Genomic DNA, 16,388 nt, shown 5'->3' on the forward strand with positions numbered 1-16,388 from the left:
GCAGGCTGAGCTTAACGCCACTCGTCTCGATAGACGAAGCGGGGCATCTGCCAATTACGATGCAGGGCCAGCATGCGGAAACTCAAGCCGATAACCATGGGCCCCAGCAAGGTTACGTAGGGGTCCCAGTCCAGGTGCTGAGCACCCAGATATAAAGCACCGGTCAACATGGATACGCTGGCATACATCTCCTTGCGCAACAGCAAGGGGATGTCATTACAGAGAATGTCGCGTAAAACACCTCCGGCACAGCCGGTAATCATGCCGCTGAGCAGCACCACCGTAATGGGTAACTGCATCTCCAGCGCGATCTGACAGCCGATCACGGTAAAGACCACCAGCCCCATGGCATCAAGCAGCAGGAACAGACTGTGCAAACGCCGCATGATCGGAGCGATCAAGGCCGTCAAGATGGCCGCGCCTGCCGTAATCCACAAATACTCGGGATGCTGCACCCAGGTCAGCGGATAATGCCCCAGAAGCACGTCCCGCACGGAACCGCCCCCCAAGGCCGTGACGCAGGCGATGGTACACACGCCAACCCAGTCCATGTCACGACGGCCTGCCGCCAGGGCGGCGGTCATCGCCTCTGCAGTAATGGCAATAATGTAGAGAACAAGTAAGAGCATGATATTTTTTACGCATCAAGCTGTTGAATAAGGCCGCGATAACAACGCAGCATCAGTAAACCGGGCACGGCAATAAACACCGTACAGATAAAAAAGCCTGGCCATCCCAGGGTCTGAACCAGCAGCGGTGTCAACGGGCCGGCCAGATAGGTGCGGCCCACCGCCGACAAGGCCGACAGCAAGGCAAATTGAGTCGCTGAATAGGTTCGGTTGCACAAGGCCATCAGCAAGGCGACAAAGGCCGCTGTCCCCAGGCCACCACACAGATTTTCCAGACCCACCACCATGCCCATCAGCCACATGGACGGCGCGGTTTCAATCGCGATCAGCCAATAACCCAGGTTGGAGACGGCCTGCAGCAGCCCGAAAATCATCAAGGCCCGGTAAAGCCCGAGGCGTGCCATGATCGCCCCCCCCATCAAGGCCCCGACCACTGTGGCCGCCAGACCAAACACCTTGTTGATCGTGCCGACTTCCGACAAGGTAAAGCCGGCCGCACGAATCAGAAACGTAGTGGACAAGGCGCCGGCAAAGGCGTCACCCAATTTGTAGAGCACAATCAGGGCCAGCACGCTCCAGGCGCCGGGACGAGAGAAAAAATCCGCCAACGGCGCGACCACCGCCTCGGACAGGCTGCGCGGCGGGCGGCTTTGTTCCTGAGGGTCGGGGGACACCAAGGTCACTAGCGCGCACAGTGCCATGAAGGCACCCATCAGAAAATAGGTATTGGCCCAGCCCAACCAGCGATCGGCCAGGATCAGCGCCAGGCCACCGGAAACAATCATGGCGATGCGGTACCCCATGACTTTGACGGCCGCTCCCGCCGCACGCTCGTGGGCCTGCAGCACGTCCGTGCAATAGGCATCAAAAGCAATGTCCTGTGTGGCGGACAAAAAAGCCACCCACACGGCCAGCAAAGCCAGTGCGGTCAGATTCACGGAAGGGGAAAACAGGCCCATCGCGGCAATCGAGCCCGCCAGCAACAATTGGGTCAGCAGTATCCAGCCACGTCGACGCCCCATGAAGGGGGGAGCATAACGGTCAATCAGGGGAGCCCAGAGAAACTTCAGCGTGTACGCCGAGCCCACCAGGGTCAAGAACCCGATTTCGGTCAGCGAGACCTGTTCCACGGTGGCCCAGGCCTGCAAAGTGCCTGACACCAGGGCCAGGGGCAGGCCACTGGCGAACCCCAGAATCAGCAAAGGCAAGACTCGGGGACTGGTATAGACACGTGACACGTCAGGCCTTGTTAGCGCGAAGCACCAAGAAAATGGGGGGATTCGAAACGGTAGACAGCCAGGGTACTGCGCCAGCCCGGTAAAAAACGAACCGTATGACCGCCATTGAATGCAACACGATCAAGAATACGTACGCCCACTGCCTGAGCCAGATCCTGAAAATCTTTCATGGTGCACAAATGAATGTTGGGCGTGTTGTACCACTGGTAAGGCATTTCACCGGTCACCGGCATGCGGCCACGCAAAATGCTCCAGCCGTGCGGCCAGTAACCGAAGTTGGGAAACGAGACGATACCATACCGCGCCACCCGCGCCATCTCACGCAAGATGTGCTCCGTATGGTGCATGGACTGCAAGGTCTTGGACAGAACCACGGTATCGAACTGCTGATCGCTAAACAGGGCCAGACCTTTTTCCAGATCTTGCTGAATGACGTTGACACCCCGGCGGACCGACGCAATGACGAACTGATCATTGAGCTCCACCCCTGTGCCAACGACCTGACGCGTATCACGCAGATGTGCCAGCAAGGTCCCATCGTTACAGCCCAGGTCCAGCACTCGCGAGCCGGGCTCGATCCACTGCGCAATGCGCAGCAAATCCGGTCTTAACATGGCGGCGGCCACTTGTGTTTGCGGCTTAGTCATTCTGCCAGCACCCCCGTCGTGCGCGTGCGCGCAGGCAAGCCCAAATTAACGGCGATCTGATCATAGTATCCCTGTACGACCGCATGGTAGCGGGGGTCTTCCAGCAAGAAAGCATCATGTCCATGCGGAGCATCGATTTCAGCGTAGGTCACCTGACGCTGGTTACGGAGCAGGGCCTGCACAATTTCACGCGAGCGCTCGGGCGAAAAACGCCAGTCCGTGGTGAAGGAAACAAGCAGGAACTTGGCCATCACGTTTTCCAGGGCTTTGCTCAGATCCCCCTGATACGGACGGGACGGATCAAAGTAATCCAGGGCCCGCGTAATGATCAGGTAGGTATTGGCGTCAAAGTAGCGTGAGAACTTCTCTCCCTGATAACGCAGATAGGATTCGACCTCGAATTCCACGCCATAGTTGTAGTGGTATTCGCCACCTTGCGCCGGCGCACGCTGGGTGCGGCCAAACTTCTCGGCCATGACGGTATCAGACAGGTAGGTGATATGGCCCACCATGCGGGCCACGCCCAGTCCGGCCTTGGGTACCACGCCATGCTCGTAATAATTGCCGCCATGAAACTGCGGGTCAGACAAAATGGCACTGCGGGCCACTTCGTTAAACGCAATATTCTGCGCTGACAGGCGCGGTGTGCTGGCAATAACCACACAGTTCTCGACGCGATCGGGGCAACTGATCGCCCAGCTCAAGGCTTGCATGCCACCCAGCGATCCTCCCATGACGGCCGCGAACTTGCGAATGCCAAAATAGTCGGCCAGACGCGCCTGGGCACGTACCCAGTCCTCCACGGTCAGAACGGGAAACTCGGAGCCCCAGGGCTTGCCGGTAGCGGGATTGATGCTGGACGGCCCCGTAGAACCAAAACAGGAGCCAATATTGTTGACGCCAATGACAAAAAACCGATCCGTATCCACGGCCTTGCCGGGACCGACCATATTGTCCCACCAGCCTACGCTTTTGGGATCGTCATCGTAATAGCCGGCAACGTGATGGGAGGCATTGAGCGCATGACACACCAGGACCGCGTTGCTGCGCTCTTTATTCAGGGTGCCGTACGTCTCGACGGCCAGCTCGTAGCTGGGCAGCACTTGCCCGCTGCGCAGGTGCAGCGGTTCATCAAACGCAATGAGTTCGGCTTGTACAGGGCCCACAGAACCTTCGGGGATCAATCCGCAGGATGGGCTAGGGGCGCCAACGTTGGCGCAGGGGACGGAATCAGTGGCCATCTGGACCTCTTTAGCTGGATTTATGGAGCGCCCGCAAGCGGATCAGGCAAATCGGCGCAAAACGTATAAGACAAAATTCTAGCATCGCTGCAGCGCGTCGTCCAAACCAGGCAGGCCGCCTCCCTTCGCCACTGTGCCTAAAGATCCGTTCGGGAAACAGACAATGCTTTGATTTGCATCATTATTTCCATGTTCATCGGTCTGCCAGCTAAGCTAAATTTGAGTACATTGGCGCGACGTTTACCACGAATGCATGAGGAATGGCTTTACCGTGACGTATTTAACTTCACGCGAACAGTCCTGCCTGAACTGGGCTGCCCATGGCAAGACCAGCTGGGAAATCAGCATCATCCTGGGCATTACTGAGCGCACGATCAACTTTCATTTCCAGAACGCTTACGCCAAACTGGGGGTTTACAGCCGCCAGGCCGCCATTACCCAGGCCTTGCAACAGCGCCTGATCAGCGGCGACCCCGCTAGCGAGCTAAGCCGTCAAAGAAAATCTTTGCCTGAGCCGCATCCGGCGCCTTACCGGAATCCGTCATAACAAAGCCCTGCACCAGCCAGCCCGGCTCCATACGGATCATCGCCTCCAGGCGCAACGCCACGCCGCCCACATCGCGTGTCATGTAAAAAATCTGGCCAGGTGGCGGGATCTGCACGGCGCTTTTCTGACTGGCCTGCCCATCCGGGACGAATTTTGCACGCAAGGACTCATGCAGCGCCTCGTACAGGCGCTCACGGGCGGCTGGGTCCTGTTGCAATTGCGCGGGAAGAATCACATGACCCACGGTATAGATCTGCCCACCCGCGGTCGCCGTCGTCAGGTAAAAATCCAGCGGGTACTGCTCGAAATCCAACACGCGGTGACTGGTACTTGGCTTGCCGGGCAACATGGCTGACAAGCCCGTTTGCTCAAGTTGAACCTTGCGCCAGTTAAACTCCGGACTGCAGGCCGCCAACATCCATAAGGCCGCCAGTACGGCGGTCATGCGCCTGATTATCATGGTGCTAATCCCATATCCCGTTTCATGCTTTTCATCAGCTGCCTGAACAGCCGCCTTATACTCGCCCTGCCCGATTCGCCTTTTGGCGCAACTTAACAAAGCAAGTTTGGTCGGACTACTATTTATAGACGGCCTCAGGCCCCTTGAACAGTCCCGTATCTTGCATCCGATTTCGAAAGTGGGAAACACCACCATGAACACCAGCCACGAACGCCGCCTTGCCCTGCAACAGAACCCCGATATCTTGAAGGGGATCTTGCGAGGCATCGAGAAAGAAGGACTGCGCGTTGATGCGCTGGGCCAGCTGGCAAAGACTCCCCACCCCCGCGCCATTGGTTCTGCCCTTACCAATGCCCACATCACCACCGATTACGCCGAGGCCCTGCTGGAGCTGATTACCGAGCCGCAAGCCCGGGTTGAGGACGTGCTGCAAGAGCTGGCCGATATTCATACCTTTGTCGCCGGCAAACTGGATCAGGAAATCATCTGGAACCAGTCCATGCCCGCCTTGCTGCCCGCCGAAAAGGAGATTGCCATTGCCTGGTACGGCACCTCCAACACGGGCATGCTCAAGCATGTTTACCGTCGCGGCCTGGCCGAACGCTATGGAAAACCCATGCAGTGTATTGCCGGGGTGCATTACAACTTCTCCCTGCCCGACGGCATCTGGCCCTTGCTGAACGTCTGCGGCGACAATCTGCAAGACCAACGCTCCAATGGCTACCTGGCGCTGATTCGCAATTTCACACGCTACTCATGGTTGCTGATGTATCTGTTTGGCGCCTCGCCCGTGCTGGATGCGAACTTCCTGCAAGGTCGTAGCAACAATCTGGACAAGATCGACGACGACACGCTGACTATGCCCTGGGCAACCAGCCTGCGCATGAGCGACCTGGGCTATCACAACAAGGAAGCCCAAGCCGAGCTTCAGCTTTGCTACAACGACCTGGACACCTTTGTGATGCGCATGTATCACGCTGCCGTGACCCCTTGGCCGGATTACGAAAAGCTGGGCACGCACCGTGATGGCGAGTGGATTCAGCTCAACACCCACATCCTGCAGATTGAAAACGAGTACTACTCCAGCATCCGCCCCAAGCGCACAACCCAGCGCAGCGAACGCCCGGCCACCGCCCTGGCTCAGCGCGGTGTGGAGTACATCGAAGTACGCTGCCTGGATATCGACCCCGAATCCCCTACTGGCATATCCGAGCAAACCTGTCGCTTTCTGGATACCTTCCTGCTGTTCTGTGCCGTGCAAGACAGCCCCTTTTTCCCGGACGGTGGCTACTGTCAGGACAGCAAGAACAACTTTGCCACCGTCGTGCGTGAAGGCCGTCGCCCCGGCCTGATGTTGACCAACCAGCAAAAACAAGCGGTCAGCTTGCAACAATGGGGACGGGAGATTCTCGAGTCCCTCTTACCCTACGCACACATGCTGGATCACGCCCTGGATACAGACGGCCATACCCAAGCCGTGCAGGCACAAATGCGTAAACTGGACGATCCGGAACGGACACCGTCGGCCCAGTTACTGAAACGTTTACACGAGACGGGCCTGAGCTTTCATGACTACGCCCTACAGCGCAGCCGCGAACACCACGCCAGCCTGCTGGCCCATCCTTTGCCGGCTGACAAGCAAGCCGCTTTCGAACAGCAGGCCGCCGACTCTTTGCAGGCCCAGCTGGATATTGAAGCCCAGGATCAAGAGTCCTTTGAAGATTATGTCCAGCGCTACGAGCGCAACCTCATTCCCCCGGAAATTCAGAACCGTTAAGTTATTCATCGCTTGCCGAGCCGCCTCCTGAAGGCGGCATTTTTTTACCTGGCAACAACCAGGGGCCGAGTTGGTCAGCCGCACGGCCCCGTGTCCTATACGTTACCCACCCCCATTTCCCCCACGACCAAGCCTGGTTTTCCGACTGTTTCAACCAGTTATTGTTATGTTATAACATCTCAAAAATTAACTTTCCGGAAGATGAGATGCACTTCAGTCCCCGCCCCTTGCCATTGGCGCTGGCCCTCGCGCTTTGCGCCTCAGCACAAGCCAATGAGCTTGAACCCCCTGTCTCTCAGTTGGCCCCGATCCGAATCTCCGCCAGCCCCCTGGCCTTGCAACAGACAGAACTGGCCACAGCCAGCACGGTGCTGCAAGGCCCCCAGCTGGATTTGCGCCGTAGCAGCACTTTGGGTGAACTGCTCAATGGGGAAGTGGGCATCCACGTCGACAGCTTTGGCAGCGGTGCCAGCCGACCGGTCATTCGTGGCCAGACTGCGCCTCGCGTCAAAGTGCTCAGCGACGGCGCCGAAGTGATGGATGCCTCTGCCATCTCCCCCGACCACACGATTACGGTCGACACCTGGCAAGCAGAACGCATTGAAGTACTGCGCGGGCCCTCCGCCCTGCTGTATGGCGGCGGTGCGATCGGGGGCGTGGTCAACGTGCTGGACCGCAAGATTCCCACGGCGATCCCCGAAAAAGGGTTTGAAGGCTCAGTCCGCGCCCAAGGCTCCACAGCCGATCGAGGCCGGGTCGGCGCATTCGACATGACAGCCGGTCAGGGCAATATTGCCTTGCACGTAGAAGGGGCCTCGCACCGCAGCCGTGACTATCGCGTGCCCAACTGGACCGACAGCCGCGTCAAAGACTCCGACTCCCGTACGGACACTGGCAGTGTCGGCCTGTCTTTTATTGGCGAGCGCGGTTACATCGGGGCCGCGTACTCCTATCGGGAAGGCAGTTATGGCTTGCCCGGCCACAGCCATGAGTACGAAGACTGCCACCCGCACGGTGCCACCTTGCATTGCGGTGGCCACGGCCACGATCACGGCCACGATCACGACCATGGCCACGACCAGGACCATGAGCACGCTGCGACAGCGCATCTGCGCACCGAGCGCGTTGACCTGCGCGGCGAACTGCGTGATCCTTTGCCCGGTTTCAAACGGGCTCGCCTGCGCGCCGGTTCCACCAACTACCGGCATGTGGAAAAAGACGGCGATAAGGTTGGCACCCGCTTCACCAATCGCGGCTACGACACGCGGCTGGAACTGGAGCACCAGCCCTGGGGGCCTTTTGAAGGCGTCATTGGCCTGCAAACCAGCCAGTCTGATTTTGCCTCGCGCGACGGCACGGAAAACTTCATCCCGCCCACCCGTACTCGCAGCCAGGGCTTGTTCCTGCTCGAGAGCCTGAACTGGGACAACTGGCGGCTGGAACTGGGCGCACGCCAGGAATGGCAAAGCGTCACGCCGGACTCGAACACCCTGGAGCGCCGCACAGGCACTGCCACCTCCTTCTCCCTGGGCGCTGTCTGGGACTTTGCCCCCGAGTATGCCGCCACCGTGTCCCTGTCGCGTTCGCAACGCCTGCCCACGGCCCAGGAACTGTTTGCCAAAGGCGTGCACTTTGCCACGCTGAGCTATGAGCGCGGCGATCCCAATCTGGATCGGGAAACCAGCCACACTCTGGATCTGGGGCTGCAAAAGCATCTGGGCGATCTGCGTTTTGATCTGCGCACCTTCTACACGCGCAGCGCCAACTACATTTACGGCCACAGTCTGGACCGCCACGAAGACTTTCAACTGATCCAGTACAGTCAGGGCAAAGCGCAGTTCTGGGGCCTGGAAGCGCAGGCCTCCTACCCGCTCACCTCCTGGGGTTCGTTCAGCGTCCATGGCGATCTGGTGCGTGGCAAACTGCAAGACCCTGGCCGCAACCTGCCACGCATACCGGCCGCCCGTCTGGGTATTCGCACCGATCTGAACTGGCAGAACTGGTCGGGTTTTGTCGGCTACACCCACACCTTTGCCCAAAACCGACTGGCTGACCATGAGCTACGGTCACCCTCTTACGGTTTGCTCAGCATGGGTTTAAGCTACCGCCTGCATAGCGCTCAGAACACCTACACCTTTTACCTAAGGGGAAATAACCTGCTGAACAAGTTGGCCTACCGCCATACCTCTTTCATTGCCCGTCAGGCGCCGCTGATGGGACGCAACATCCTGGCTGGAATACAGGTGGAGTTTTGAGCAAGACCGCCATCCACACGGGGAGCCGGCTCTACCAGATCGTGGCCGACATGCAGGGCGAGCGTCCCTGGGGCGACTTTCTGGATGCCGGCACCGGCAAGGGCTCGCTGCGTTGGCTGCTGACCCTGGACACGGCACGCTGGACGGCCATTACCGCCTCGCCCAGCATGGCCGAGCAGGTGACACGCGAACTGGGGGATCAGAAGCGCCCCCAGGACCGGCTGCTGGTCGGCAACTGGAGCGACCCGTCGTTCCTGCAAGGTGAACGCTTTGACACGGTGCTGGCGGACTATTTGCTGGGCGCCATTGAGGGCTTTGCCCCTTACACCCAGGATCAACTGTTCAGCCGCCTGCGACCCCTGACCGGCCAGCGTCTCTACCTCATTGGGCTGGAACCTTATGTGCCCTACAGCAGTACCGATCCGGCCGGCAAGCTGATCGTGGAGATCGGCCGCTTGCGCGATGCCTGCCTGCTACTGGCCGGTGAGCGCCCGTATCGCGAGTATCCGATGGACTGGGTGCTGCGCCATTTGCGACAGGCGGGATACCGCTGTGTGGATGCGCAGCGCTTTGCCATCCGTTATGGAGACAGCTTTATCCACAGCCAATTGGATATGTGTGACGGACGTTTGCGTCGCCTGCAGGATCGCACACTGGCGGTCGCCTTGTCCGAGCATGTTCAAGCCTTGCGTCGGCGCGCCCTGGCCCTGAATCACACCCTGGGTGGCCTGCGTCATGGTCATGACTATGTGATTTGCGCCGAACTTGCTTAAAAAAGAAAGCAGCATAGGAAAGACACAAAGGGGCTACGGCCCCTTTATGTCTTAAAAACGCTGCACGGGCAGGTCGCTTTATCGAGACCCTGGTTAACCGAACCGATGTCCGGGATATGCCCCTGCCCGTTCAGATCACGGCCCTGCTTCTTGCCCGGACAATCGGTGCTCCTTGAAAGCCAGGGATACCATCCGCGCTCCAAACACAAGGAGCAACGTCATTTTGTCCTAGATCAAATGATTGATATCAAACCTTAGGCCACTTCCAGCTATTCATGTCGAGCGCCACAGAGGCGCAAGCAACAGACGCAAAAAAAGCAGCCACAGGCTGCTTTTTACAGTCACGCTCAGACGAGGAAAACACCCCGACAGGCAGGAAGCAAGCCCGTAAAGAGCCGCATCAACAAGGAATTCTGGCGCGTCCGACAGGAATCGAACCTGTATCGAGGGCTTCGGAAACCCTAATTCTATCCATTGAACTACGGACGCCAAGCTCGCTATTGTAGCGCGACTTTGAACTTTTTTTCAGTATCTATACGGCAATTATATGTATGCCAGATCAAGAGTCGGATACAAGAGCGATACAGTCCGCTATAATCCATGGTTGCGCGATCTGGGTCGGTGGCTTGCTAGACACGTCCTTGCGCACACCCCTTAGGTAGGCGCAAGCCTTTATTGGTGGCCTGTATAAGGCCCTCCCGTCATTTCTTGTACGAACTCGCAGGATCCGATAATGAGCAACACGGAACAAAAACCCGAAGAACACAACGAGGGTCACTCAGCCATGATCAAAACCCCTAAACAATTGCTTGTGACCGTGGCTCTGGCTTTCTTGGTGCCCATCGCGATTATTGTCATGCTGGTCAGTCTGGTCACCTCCACCATGAGCACAGGCGCTGGTTCGGCCGCCCTGTCTCCAGAGGCCATTGCCGCACGTATCCAGCCTGTGGCCGGCTTCAAGCTGGTGGACGCCAACGCGGTAAAAGAACTGAAAACCGGTCAGCAAGTATACGAAACCACCTGTACTGCCTGTCACGGTGCCGGTGTAGCCGGCGCGCCCAAGTTTGGCGACAAGGGTGCTTGGGGCGAGTTGCTCAAGCTGGGTCAGGACGAACTGGTCAAAAATGCCATTCATGGTATTCGCGGCATGCCCGCCAAAGGCGGCAACCCCTCGCTGGATGACGTAGAAGTGGCTCGTGCCGTTGTCTACATGGCCAACGCTGCCGGCGCCGACTTTAAAGAACCCGAAGCCCCTGCTCCAGAAGGCGAGGAGGCCGATGCCAAGCCTGAAGCTGCAGCGGCCGAGGACAGCAAGCCTGCCCAGGCTCCTGCTGCTGCCGCTGCCCCTGAGGCCAGCCAAGTCGCTGCCGCTGACGATAGCAAGGTCGACCCTGCTGGCATCAAGCTGTACGACACCATTTGTTTCGCCTGTCACGCGGCCGGTGTAGCCGGTGCGCCCAAGTTTGGTGATCAGGCCGCCTGGAAACCTTATATCGAAACCGGTATGGACACGATGCTTCAAAAGGCTATTCACGGTGTGGGCGCCATGCCCCCACGCGGTGGTTCGCAAGCCTCTGACGAAGAACTTCGTGCAGCCATCCAGCACATGGTCAACGCGGCCAAATAAGACTGCGCCAAGGCCCTGTCATCGCACAGTGCCTCTGCATAAAAAGCCCGATGAATATTCATCGGGCTTTTTCTTTGCGCTGGCTATCGTACTGCTGACCGGCACGGAGGCAGTCGACACAAAAGTGGCGTGTATAAAAAAGCCTGAATCCGGCGATCATGCGGATTCAGGCTTTAGCAAGCGCAAGCTATGGGTCAGACCGGATCAAACCTGCCAGCGAGCAGGCAGCGCAGTCTGACCATCGCGCCAGCCCCGCTTTACTGCGCCTTGCACAAAGGCAATGCCGTCAAGGACAAGCCCAATTGCACACGCCGTTGCAGCCAGGGGCTGGCGCGGTAGCGCATATCACCGGTCACGGCCTGAAGGGTATTGAGCACATCGAGCAGATCGCGCGAACCGACGGCGTCCCCCATGGACAATGGGCCATTGTGCGGATAGCCCAAACCCAGGCGTACTGCGGCATCGATATCCGACGGGGTGGCAATCTGCTGCTGAGCAATATCACTGGCAATATTCACAATGGTGGCCACCAGACGCTGCGCCACAAAGCCAGCCGAGTCCTCAATCACACTAACGGCAGTCCCATCGCTGGCCAGCATAGCCCAGGCCTGATCACGCCACTCTGGCGTTGTCGCCGCCGAGCACATCAACACACGTCGACGGCCTTTTTCCAGACCGAACAAGGTATCCAGCGCCACGCTGCGGGCCGGGTCCAGGCCATGCAGGGACACCAGGCTGGCCACATCCTCACCGTAAGGTGTCAGCAAGATCAAGGCATCGGCAGGAGGCTGATCGCCATCGACTACCGTCATGCCCAACTCATTGAGCAATTGCAGCGCACGAGCCTGGCCTTGTTCGTGGTAGGGTGAGACCCACACGGGCGCGAAAGAGGTCACGACAGGCACGGCAGGCTCTTGCGGAACCTGCTTCTTGCCATCCTCATACTTGTAAAAACCTTCGCCATTTTTGCGGCCGAACAGCTTGCCGGCGTGACGCACCGCTGTAATGGGCGAAGGACGAAAGCGCGGCTCGTCGTAGAACTGGCGATAGATGGACTCCATCACCGGGTGCGACACATCCAGCGCGGTCAGATCCAGCAGTTCAAAAGGCCCCATGCGGAAACCAGCCTGCTCGCGCATGATGGCGTCAATCTGGTAGAAAGGCGCGACGCACTCCTGGGCAATCTTCAAACCCTCGATGTTCATGCCGCGACCAGCGTGGTTGACGATAAAGCCGGGCATATCCTTGGCGCGTACAGGCGTATGGCCCATCTCGCGCGACACCTGCATCAGAGCATCGCCCACGTCAGGAGAGGTGCGCAAACCATCAATGACTTCAACCACTTTCATCAAGGGAACAGGGTTAAAGAAATGGTAGCCCGCCACACGCTCAGGGTGGCGGCAGGCTTGCGCAATCGCGGTAATGGACAGCGAGGAGGTATTGGAGGCCAGCACGCAATCGGCCGAGACAATCTCTTCCAATTGCTGCAACAAGCCCTGCTTGACATCGAGACGCTCCACGATGGCCTCAACGACCAGATCGGCAGAGGCCAGGCCTTGCAAATCGCTGGCCGTTTGCAAACATGCTGTGGCCGACTGCACCTGCTCAGCCGTCATGCGGCCTTTCTCCTGCAAACGGCTCCAGACGGCATGCACATCGGCCAAAGCGGCCTTGAGCGAGTCCGCATTCAGGTCATAGAGCAGGACCTGCTTGCCAGCCTGGGCGGCAATCTGAGCAATGCCCCGTCCCATGGCACCTGCGCCAACAATAGCGATGGTTTGTATCTGTTTCATGATTCACAACCTGATCGAAAAGCAATAAAAATTAAGCCTGCTCAGCCGAGCCGGTCACCAGGGCCTCGACCTTGCCGGGCGTAAGCTCCAACACACGCGCCAGGACCTCGCGGGTATGTTCGCCCAGGCGTGGCGGCGCACTGCGGTACTGCACCGGCGTGGCTGACAAACGCAAGGGGCTGGCCACCGAAGGTACACTACCCCCCTGCCCGGTCGGCAAGTCCAGGCGCAAACCACGCGCCAACACCTGTGGGTCCTGATACACCTGCTCCATCGTATTGATGGGCCCGGCGGGAATACCCACGGCTTCCAGCGCCTGCAACCAGCTATCGCGCGTCCGGCTCAGCATGACCTGCGCCAACATGGGCACCAGTTCATCCCTGTGCATGACCCGCCCGGAATTGCGCGAAAAACGGGGATCATCGGCCCATTCGGGATGCCCCAGCTCCTGCGCAAAGCTGCGAAACTGGGCGTCATTGCCCACCGCCACAATCAAGTGCCCGTCACTGGCCTCAAAGACCTGATAGGGCACCAGATTCTGATGGGCATTGCCGGGCCGCTGCGGGGCCTGTCCGGTACATAAGTAATTCATATTCTGGTTGGCCATCATGGCCACCTGACAATCCAGCAAGGCAATATCCAGGTGCTGCCCCAGGCCGCTGCGATGACGCTCCACCACAGCCGCCAGAACGGCTACCGTGGCGTACATGCCCGTCATGACATCGGCCACCGCCACCCCCGCTTTTTGCGGCTCCCCCCTTGGCTCTCCGGTCAGGGACATCAAACCACCCAGCCCCTGGATCATGAAGTCATATCCCGGGCGGCTTGCATAGGGGCCGGTCTGCCCAAAGCCGGTAATCGAACAATAAATCAGGGCCGGGTTGATGGCTTGCAGGCTTTCGTAGTCCAGACCGTACTTCTTCAGGCCACCCACCTTGAAGTTTTCCACCAGAATATCGCAGCGTCTGACCAACTGGCGCACCAGATCCGCACCTTGTGCAGTGCCAATATCCAGCACGATAGACTCTTTATTGCGATTGGCCGCTCCAAAATAGGCCGCGTCCTCTGTGTCCGCCCTGTGACCATCCTTTAGATAGGGAGGCCCCCAGCCCCGGGTGTCATCCCCGGTACCGGGGCGTTCAACCTTGATGACCTCTGCACCTAAATCGGCCAGATTTTGGGTACACCAGGGACCTGCCAGCACGCGCGTCAAGTCCAGAACACGCAATCCGGCCAAAGGCGCTTTTCGTTCAGTCGTGGTCATAGCAGACAAAAATCCTTCAAGTTGCTTATTGTGCACCAGGTCTTCTTAGTCCGGTCTACGGACAGAAAAAGTGCTCAAACAATGGTCATTTTCGAGCCGGAGGACATTTGTGCAGCGCACCACGTCCGGCTACGATAAAGCATCCTAGAATAGGTGACGATAGATTATCAGCGGCAGATCTTCCTTGCAGGACCCCACCCCATCAAGAGGCGGGGCACATCATTCGATAATAGGAGACCGACCTTATGCCTTCGGCATTAACGCAGCAGCTTTATCAATCTATGACCCTGCCTGTGATGGCAGCGCCCATGTTCATCGTCTCGAACCCCGCCCTGGTGATTGCTCAATGCGCCAGCGGCATCATTGGTTCCGTGCCGGCCCTCAATGCCCGTCCCCAGGAAAAGCTCAAGGACTGGCTGAACGAAATCGAGGACACCCTGGCCGAGCTGCGCGAGCGCCATCCCGAGCGCCGCATTGCCCCCTACGCCATCAATCACATCATTCATCAATCCAATGACCGGCTGGAGCAGGATCTGAGGGTATGCGCCGACCACAAAGTGCCCTTGGTCATCACCAGCTTGCGCGCCCCGCAGGAGATCGTGCCGCACGTACATGCCTGGGGAGGGAAGGTTTTTCATGACGTGACCACCTTGCGTCACGCCGAGAAGGCGTTGGAGGCCGGGGTGGACGGTCTGATTGTGGTGGCGGCGGGCGCAGGTGGCCATGCCGGTACCCTGAGCCCTTTTGTACTGGTCAACGAGATCCGGCAGATTTTTGACGGTCCGATTGCGCTGTCCGGCGCCATGAGCCGGGGCAGCGATATTCTGGCCGCCCAGGCCATGGGTGCCGACCTGGCCTACATTGGCACGCGCTTTATTGCCAGCACCGAAGCCAATGCCTCGGACGACTACAAGAACATGATCGTCAAAGGCCGCGCCGCCGATATCGTCTACACCCCGCTGTTTACCGGCATCCCGGGCAACTACCTGAAGGACAGCATCCGGGCGGCTGGGCTGGACCCGGACAAGCTCGATGCCGAGAAAGTGGCCGATACCGCCTTTGGCTCGGGCATGAGCAAGGCCTGGCGCGATATCTGGGGAGCCGGCCAAGGCATCGGCGGCATTGATTCGGTCGAGTCTACTGCCCAGATTGTGGCCCGTTTGCATCGCGAATATCAGCAGGCCAAGGCTGCGCTGCTGGCCTCCCCCTTCGCCTGAACAGGAGCACGCCATGATACGCACTCATGACGCCGGTCCTTGGCTGGAAGTCATTCTGGACCGACCGGAGCGACGCAATGCCCTGACCGGCCCCATGTACGAAGAGCTGGCCGAGATCATCGACCAAGCCGATCAGAACCGACAATATCGCGCCCTGATTCTGACCGGCGCGGGCGAACATTTCTGCGCGGGCAACGACATTTCCGATCTGGCCACGGTACGCAACACCACCGAGCCGCCGCCGATCACCTTCTTGCGCAGTCTGGTCAAGGCCGATATTCCTCTGATTGTGGCCGTGGAAGGTCATGCCGTGGGCATTGGGGTCACCTTGCTGCTGCACGCGGACTTTGTCTATGCGGCCCGCGACGCTCGCTTGCGCATGCCGTTTACCGCCCTGGGACTATGCCCGGAAGGGGCATCCAGCCACCTGCTGGCCCAATACGTAGGACAGCGCCGTGCCAATGAATGGCTGCTGCTATCGCAAGGCTTCAGTGCCGAGCAGGCCCTGCAAGACGGCCTGCTCACCGAGCTGACCGACCACGGCAACAGCCTGGAAGCTGCCCGTGCCTGCGCCCATGCACTGGCCGAGCAGCCGCCCATTGCCTTGCGCACCAGCAAACGCTTGTTGCGTGAGCCCCAGCGCGAGATTTTGCTGGACGTGCTGGAGCGGGAACGCAAACTGTTTTCCCAACAGCTGGAAGGCGAGGAGGCCTTGCACATCCTGGGGCAAATGCGCCAGAACCGCAGCGAAAAGTAGCTGCACCGGTAGCCTGATTTCTGCGCAAACCCGCATGTGCAGCGATCTTGCCACACTGACCCCGATTCAAAAGGGGTGATAAGGGGCCTGCAAGCGCAGGTCCCTAATTTTTTTTACCGTATTCGCAAAAAATTCTTGCGCATAAAAAAAAAATCGCTGTATT

At 58.8% G+C, this 16,388-nt stretch carries 14 protein-coding genes, 1 tRNA gene and 1 riboswitch; of the genes, 7 read left to right on the top strand and 8 right to left on the bottom strand.

Features of this window, described 5'->3' with window-relative positions; genetic code table 11:
• Positions 1–11: 11 nt before the first annotated feature.
• The 4 genes from V6936_RS11550 to metX form a co-directional block, all read right to left on the bottom strand.
• Positions 12–629, bottom strand: a complete 618-nt coding sequence (locus V6936_RS11550) for a trimeric intracellular cation channel family protein (RefSeq protein WP_336579915.1) — start codon at positions 627–629, stop codon at positions 12–14.
• An 8-nt stretch (positions 630–637) separates the two neighbouring features.
• Positions 638–1,867 carry a muropeptide transporter gene (locus V6936_RS11555; protein WP_059318496.1) on the bottom strand — a complete coding sequence of 410 codons (1,230 nt, stop codon included), beginning with the start codon at positions 1,865–1,867 and terminating at the stop codon, positions 638–640.
• Positions 1,868–1,878: 11 nt separating this feature from the next.
• Positions 1,879–2,514 carry a methionine biosynthesis protein MetW gene (metW, locus tag V6936_RS11560; RefSeq protein ID WP_003804309.1) on the bottom strand — a complete coding sequence of 212 codons (636 nt, stop codon included), beginning with the start codon at positions 2,512–2,514 and terminating at the stop codon, positions 1,879–1,881.
• Positions 2,511–3,755 (bottom strand): homoserine O-succinyltransferase MetX, encoded by a 1,245-nt coding sequence (gene metX, locus V6936_RS11565; protein ID WP_003804310.1) that lies wholly within the window; start codon positions 3,753–3,755, stop codon positions 2,511–2,513. The genes metW and metX overlap by 4 nt, the downstream gene beginning before the upstream one ends.
• A riboswitch (SAM riboswitch) is annotated at positions 3,745–3,823 on the bottom strand. Its footprint overlaps the gene before it by 11 nt.
• A gap of 203 nt (positions 3,824–4,026) precedes the next feature.
• On the opposite strand from metX, the gene V6936_RS11570 reads away from it, so the two are divergent.
• Positions 4,027–4,302, top strand: coding sequence for a response regulator transcription factor (locus V6936_RS11570; RefSeq protein WP_336579916.1), 276 nt, complete (start codon positions 4,027–4,029; stop codon positions 4,300–4,302).
• Here V6936_RS11570 and V6936_RS11575 read toward each other — a convergent pair.
• Positions 4,232–4,747, bottom strand: coding sequence for a hypothetical protein (locus V6936_RS11575; RefSeq protein ID WP_003804313.1), 516 nt, complete (start codon positions 4,745–4,747; stop codon positions 4,232–4,234). The two genes, V6936_RS11570 and V6936_RS11575, sit on opposite strands and share 71 nt — an antisense overlap.
• Before the next feature lie 208 nt (positions 4,748–4,955).
• On the opposite strand from V6936_RS11575, the gene gshA reads away from it, so the two are divergent.
• From gshA to V6936_RS11590, 3 genes are all read left to right on the top strand, one after another.
• Complete coding sequence (gene gshA, locus V6936_RS11580) at positions 4,956–6,539, top strand: glutamate--cysteine ligase (protein ID WP_131071215.1); 1,584 nt, start codon at positions 4,956–4,958, stop codon at positions 6,537–6,539.
• Positions 6,540–6,745: 206 nt separating this feature from the next.
• Entirely contained in the window at positions 6,746–8,794 is a 2,049-nt protein-coding gene (locus V6936_RS11585; RefSeq protein ID WP_336579917.1) for a TonB-dependent receptor domain-containing protein, read from the top strand.
• Positions 8,791–9,567, top strand: a complete 777-nt coding sequence (locus V6936_RS11590) for a class I SAM-dependent methyltransferase (RefSeq protein WP_003804316.1) — start codon at positions 8,791–8,793, stop codon at positions 9,565–9,567. The genes V6936_RS11585 and V6936_RS11590 overlap by 4 nt, the downstream gene beginning before the upstream one ends.
• A 414-nt stretch (positions 9,568–9,981) precedes the next feature.
• On the opposite strand, the gene V6936_RS11595 is transcribed toward V6936_RS11590, so the two are convergent.
• Positions 9,982–10,056, bottom strand: a tRNA-Arg gene (locus V6936_RS11595).
• Between the two features lie 244 nt (positions 10,057–10,300).
• Between V6936_RS11595 and V6936_RS11600 the strand changes: the two genes are divergently transcribed.
• Positions 10,301–11,194 carry a c-type cytochrome gene (locus tag V6936_RS11600; RefSeq protein WP_336579919.1) on the top strand — a complete coding sequence of 298 codons (894 nt, stop codon included), beginning with the start codon at positions 10,301–10,303 and terminating at the stop codon, positions 11,192–11,194.
• Between the two features lie 257 nt (positions 11,195–11,451).
• On the opposite strand, the gene V6936_RS11605 is transcribed toward V6936_RS11600, so the two are convergent.
• Both V6936_RS11605 and V6936_RS11610 read right to left on the bottom strand, forming a co-directional pair.
• Entirely contained in the window at positions 11,452–12,987 is a 1,536-nt protein-coding gene (locus V6936_RS11605; protein WP_336579920.1) for a 3-hydroxyacyl-CoA dehydrogenase, read from the bottom strand.
• A gap of 31 nt (positions 12,988–13,018) precedes the next feature.
• Entirely contained in the window at positions 13,019–14,251 is a 1,233-nt protein-coding gene (locus tag V6936_RS11610) for a CaiB/BaiF CoA transferase family protein (protein WP_003804320.1), read from the bottom strand.
• A gap of 245 nt (positions 14,252–14,496) precedes the next feature.
• Between V6936_RS11610 and V6936_RS11615 the strand changes: the two genes are divergently transcribed.
• Together V6936_RS11615 and V6936_RS11620 are read left to right on the top strand one after the other, a co-directional pair.
• A complete protein-coding gene (locus tag V6936_RS11615; RefSeq protein WP_003804322.1) occupies positions 14,497–15,468 on the top strand; it encodes an NAD(P)H-dependent flavin oxidoreductase in 972 nt (323 codons plus the stop codon).
• A 13-nt stretch (positions 15,469–15,481) separates the two neighbouring features.
• A complete protein-coding gene (locus V6936_RS11620) occupies positions 15,482–16,225 on the top strand; it encodes an enoyl-CoA hydratase/isomerase family protein (protein ID WP_336579921.1) in 744 nt (247 codons plus the stop codon).
• Positions 16,226–16,388 lie beyond the last annotated feature (163 nt).

It is taken from the genome of Alcaligenes sp. CHO6 (genome assembly GCF_037120595.1).
In the GTDB taxonomy this organism is placed as follows: Bacteria; Pseudomonadota; Gammaproteobacteria; order Burkholderiales; family Burkholderiaceae_B; genus Alcaligenes; species Alcaligenes ammonioxydans.

What these genes read in the sequence shown, in the direction of transcription:
- V6936_RS11620 (WP_336579921.1), top strand. Translation starts at nt 15,482, where the DNA reads ATGATACGCACTCATGACGCCGGTCCTTGGCTGGAAGTCATTCTGGAC.
- V6936_RS11600 (WP_336579919.1), top strand. Translation starts at nt 10,301, where the DNA reads ATGAGCAACACGGAACAAAAACCCGAAGAACACAACGAGGGTCACTCA.
- gshA (WP_131071215.1), top strand. Translation starts at nt 4,956, where the DNA reads ATGAACACCAGCCACGAACGCCGCCTTGCCCTGCAACAGAACCCCGAT.
- metW (WP_003804309.1), bottom strand. Translation starts at nt 2,514, where the DNA reads ATGACTAAGCCGCAAACACAAGTGGCCGCCGCCATGTTAAGACCGGAT.
- V6936_RS11615 (WP_003804322.1), top strand. Translation starts at nt 14,497, where the DNA reads ATGCCTTCGGCATTAACGCAGCAGCTTTATCAATCTATGACCCTGCCT.
- V6936_RS11610 (WP_003804320.1), bottom strand. Translation starts at nt 14,251, where the DNA reads ATGACCACGACTGAACGAAAAGCGCCTTTGGCCGGATTGCGTGTTCTG.
- V6936_RS11575 (WP_003804313.1), bottom strand. Translation starts at nt 4,747, where the DNA reads ATGACCGCCGTACTGGCGGCCTTATGGATGTTGGCGGCCTGCAGTCCG.
- V6936_RS11605 (WP_336579920.1), bottom strand. Translation starts at nt 12,987, where the DNA reads ATGAAACAGATACAAACCATCGCTATTGTTGGCGCAGGTGCCATGGGA.
- metX (WP_003804310.1), bottom strand. Translation starts at nt 3,755, where the DNA reads ATGGCCACTGATTCCGTCCCCTGCGCCAACGTTGGCGCCCCTAGCCCA.
- V6936_RS11585 (WP_336579917.1), top strand. Translation starts at nt 6,746, where the DNA reads ATGCACTTCAGTCCCCGCCCCTTGCCATTGGCGCTGGCCCTCGCGCTT.
- V6936_RS11550 (WP_336579915.1), bottom strand. Translation starts at nt 629, where the DNA reads ATGCTCTTACTTGTTCTCTACATTATTGCCATTACTGCAGAGGCGATG.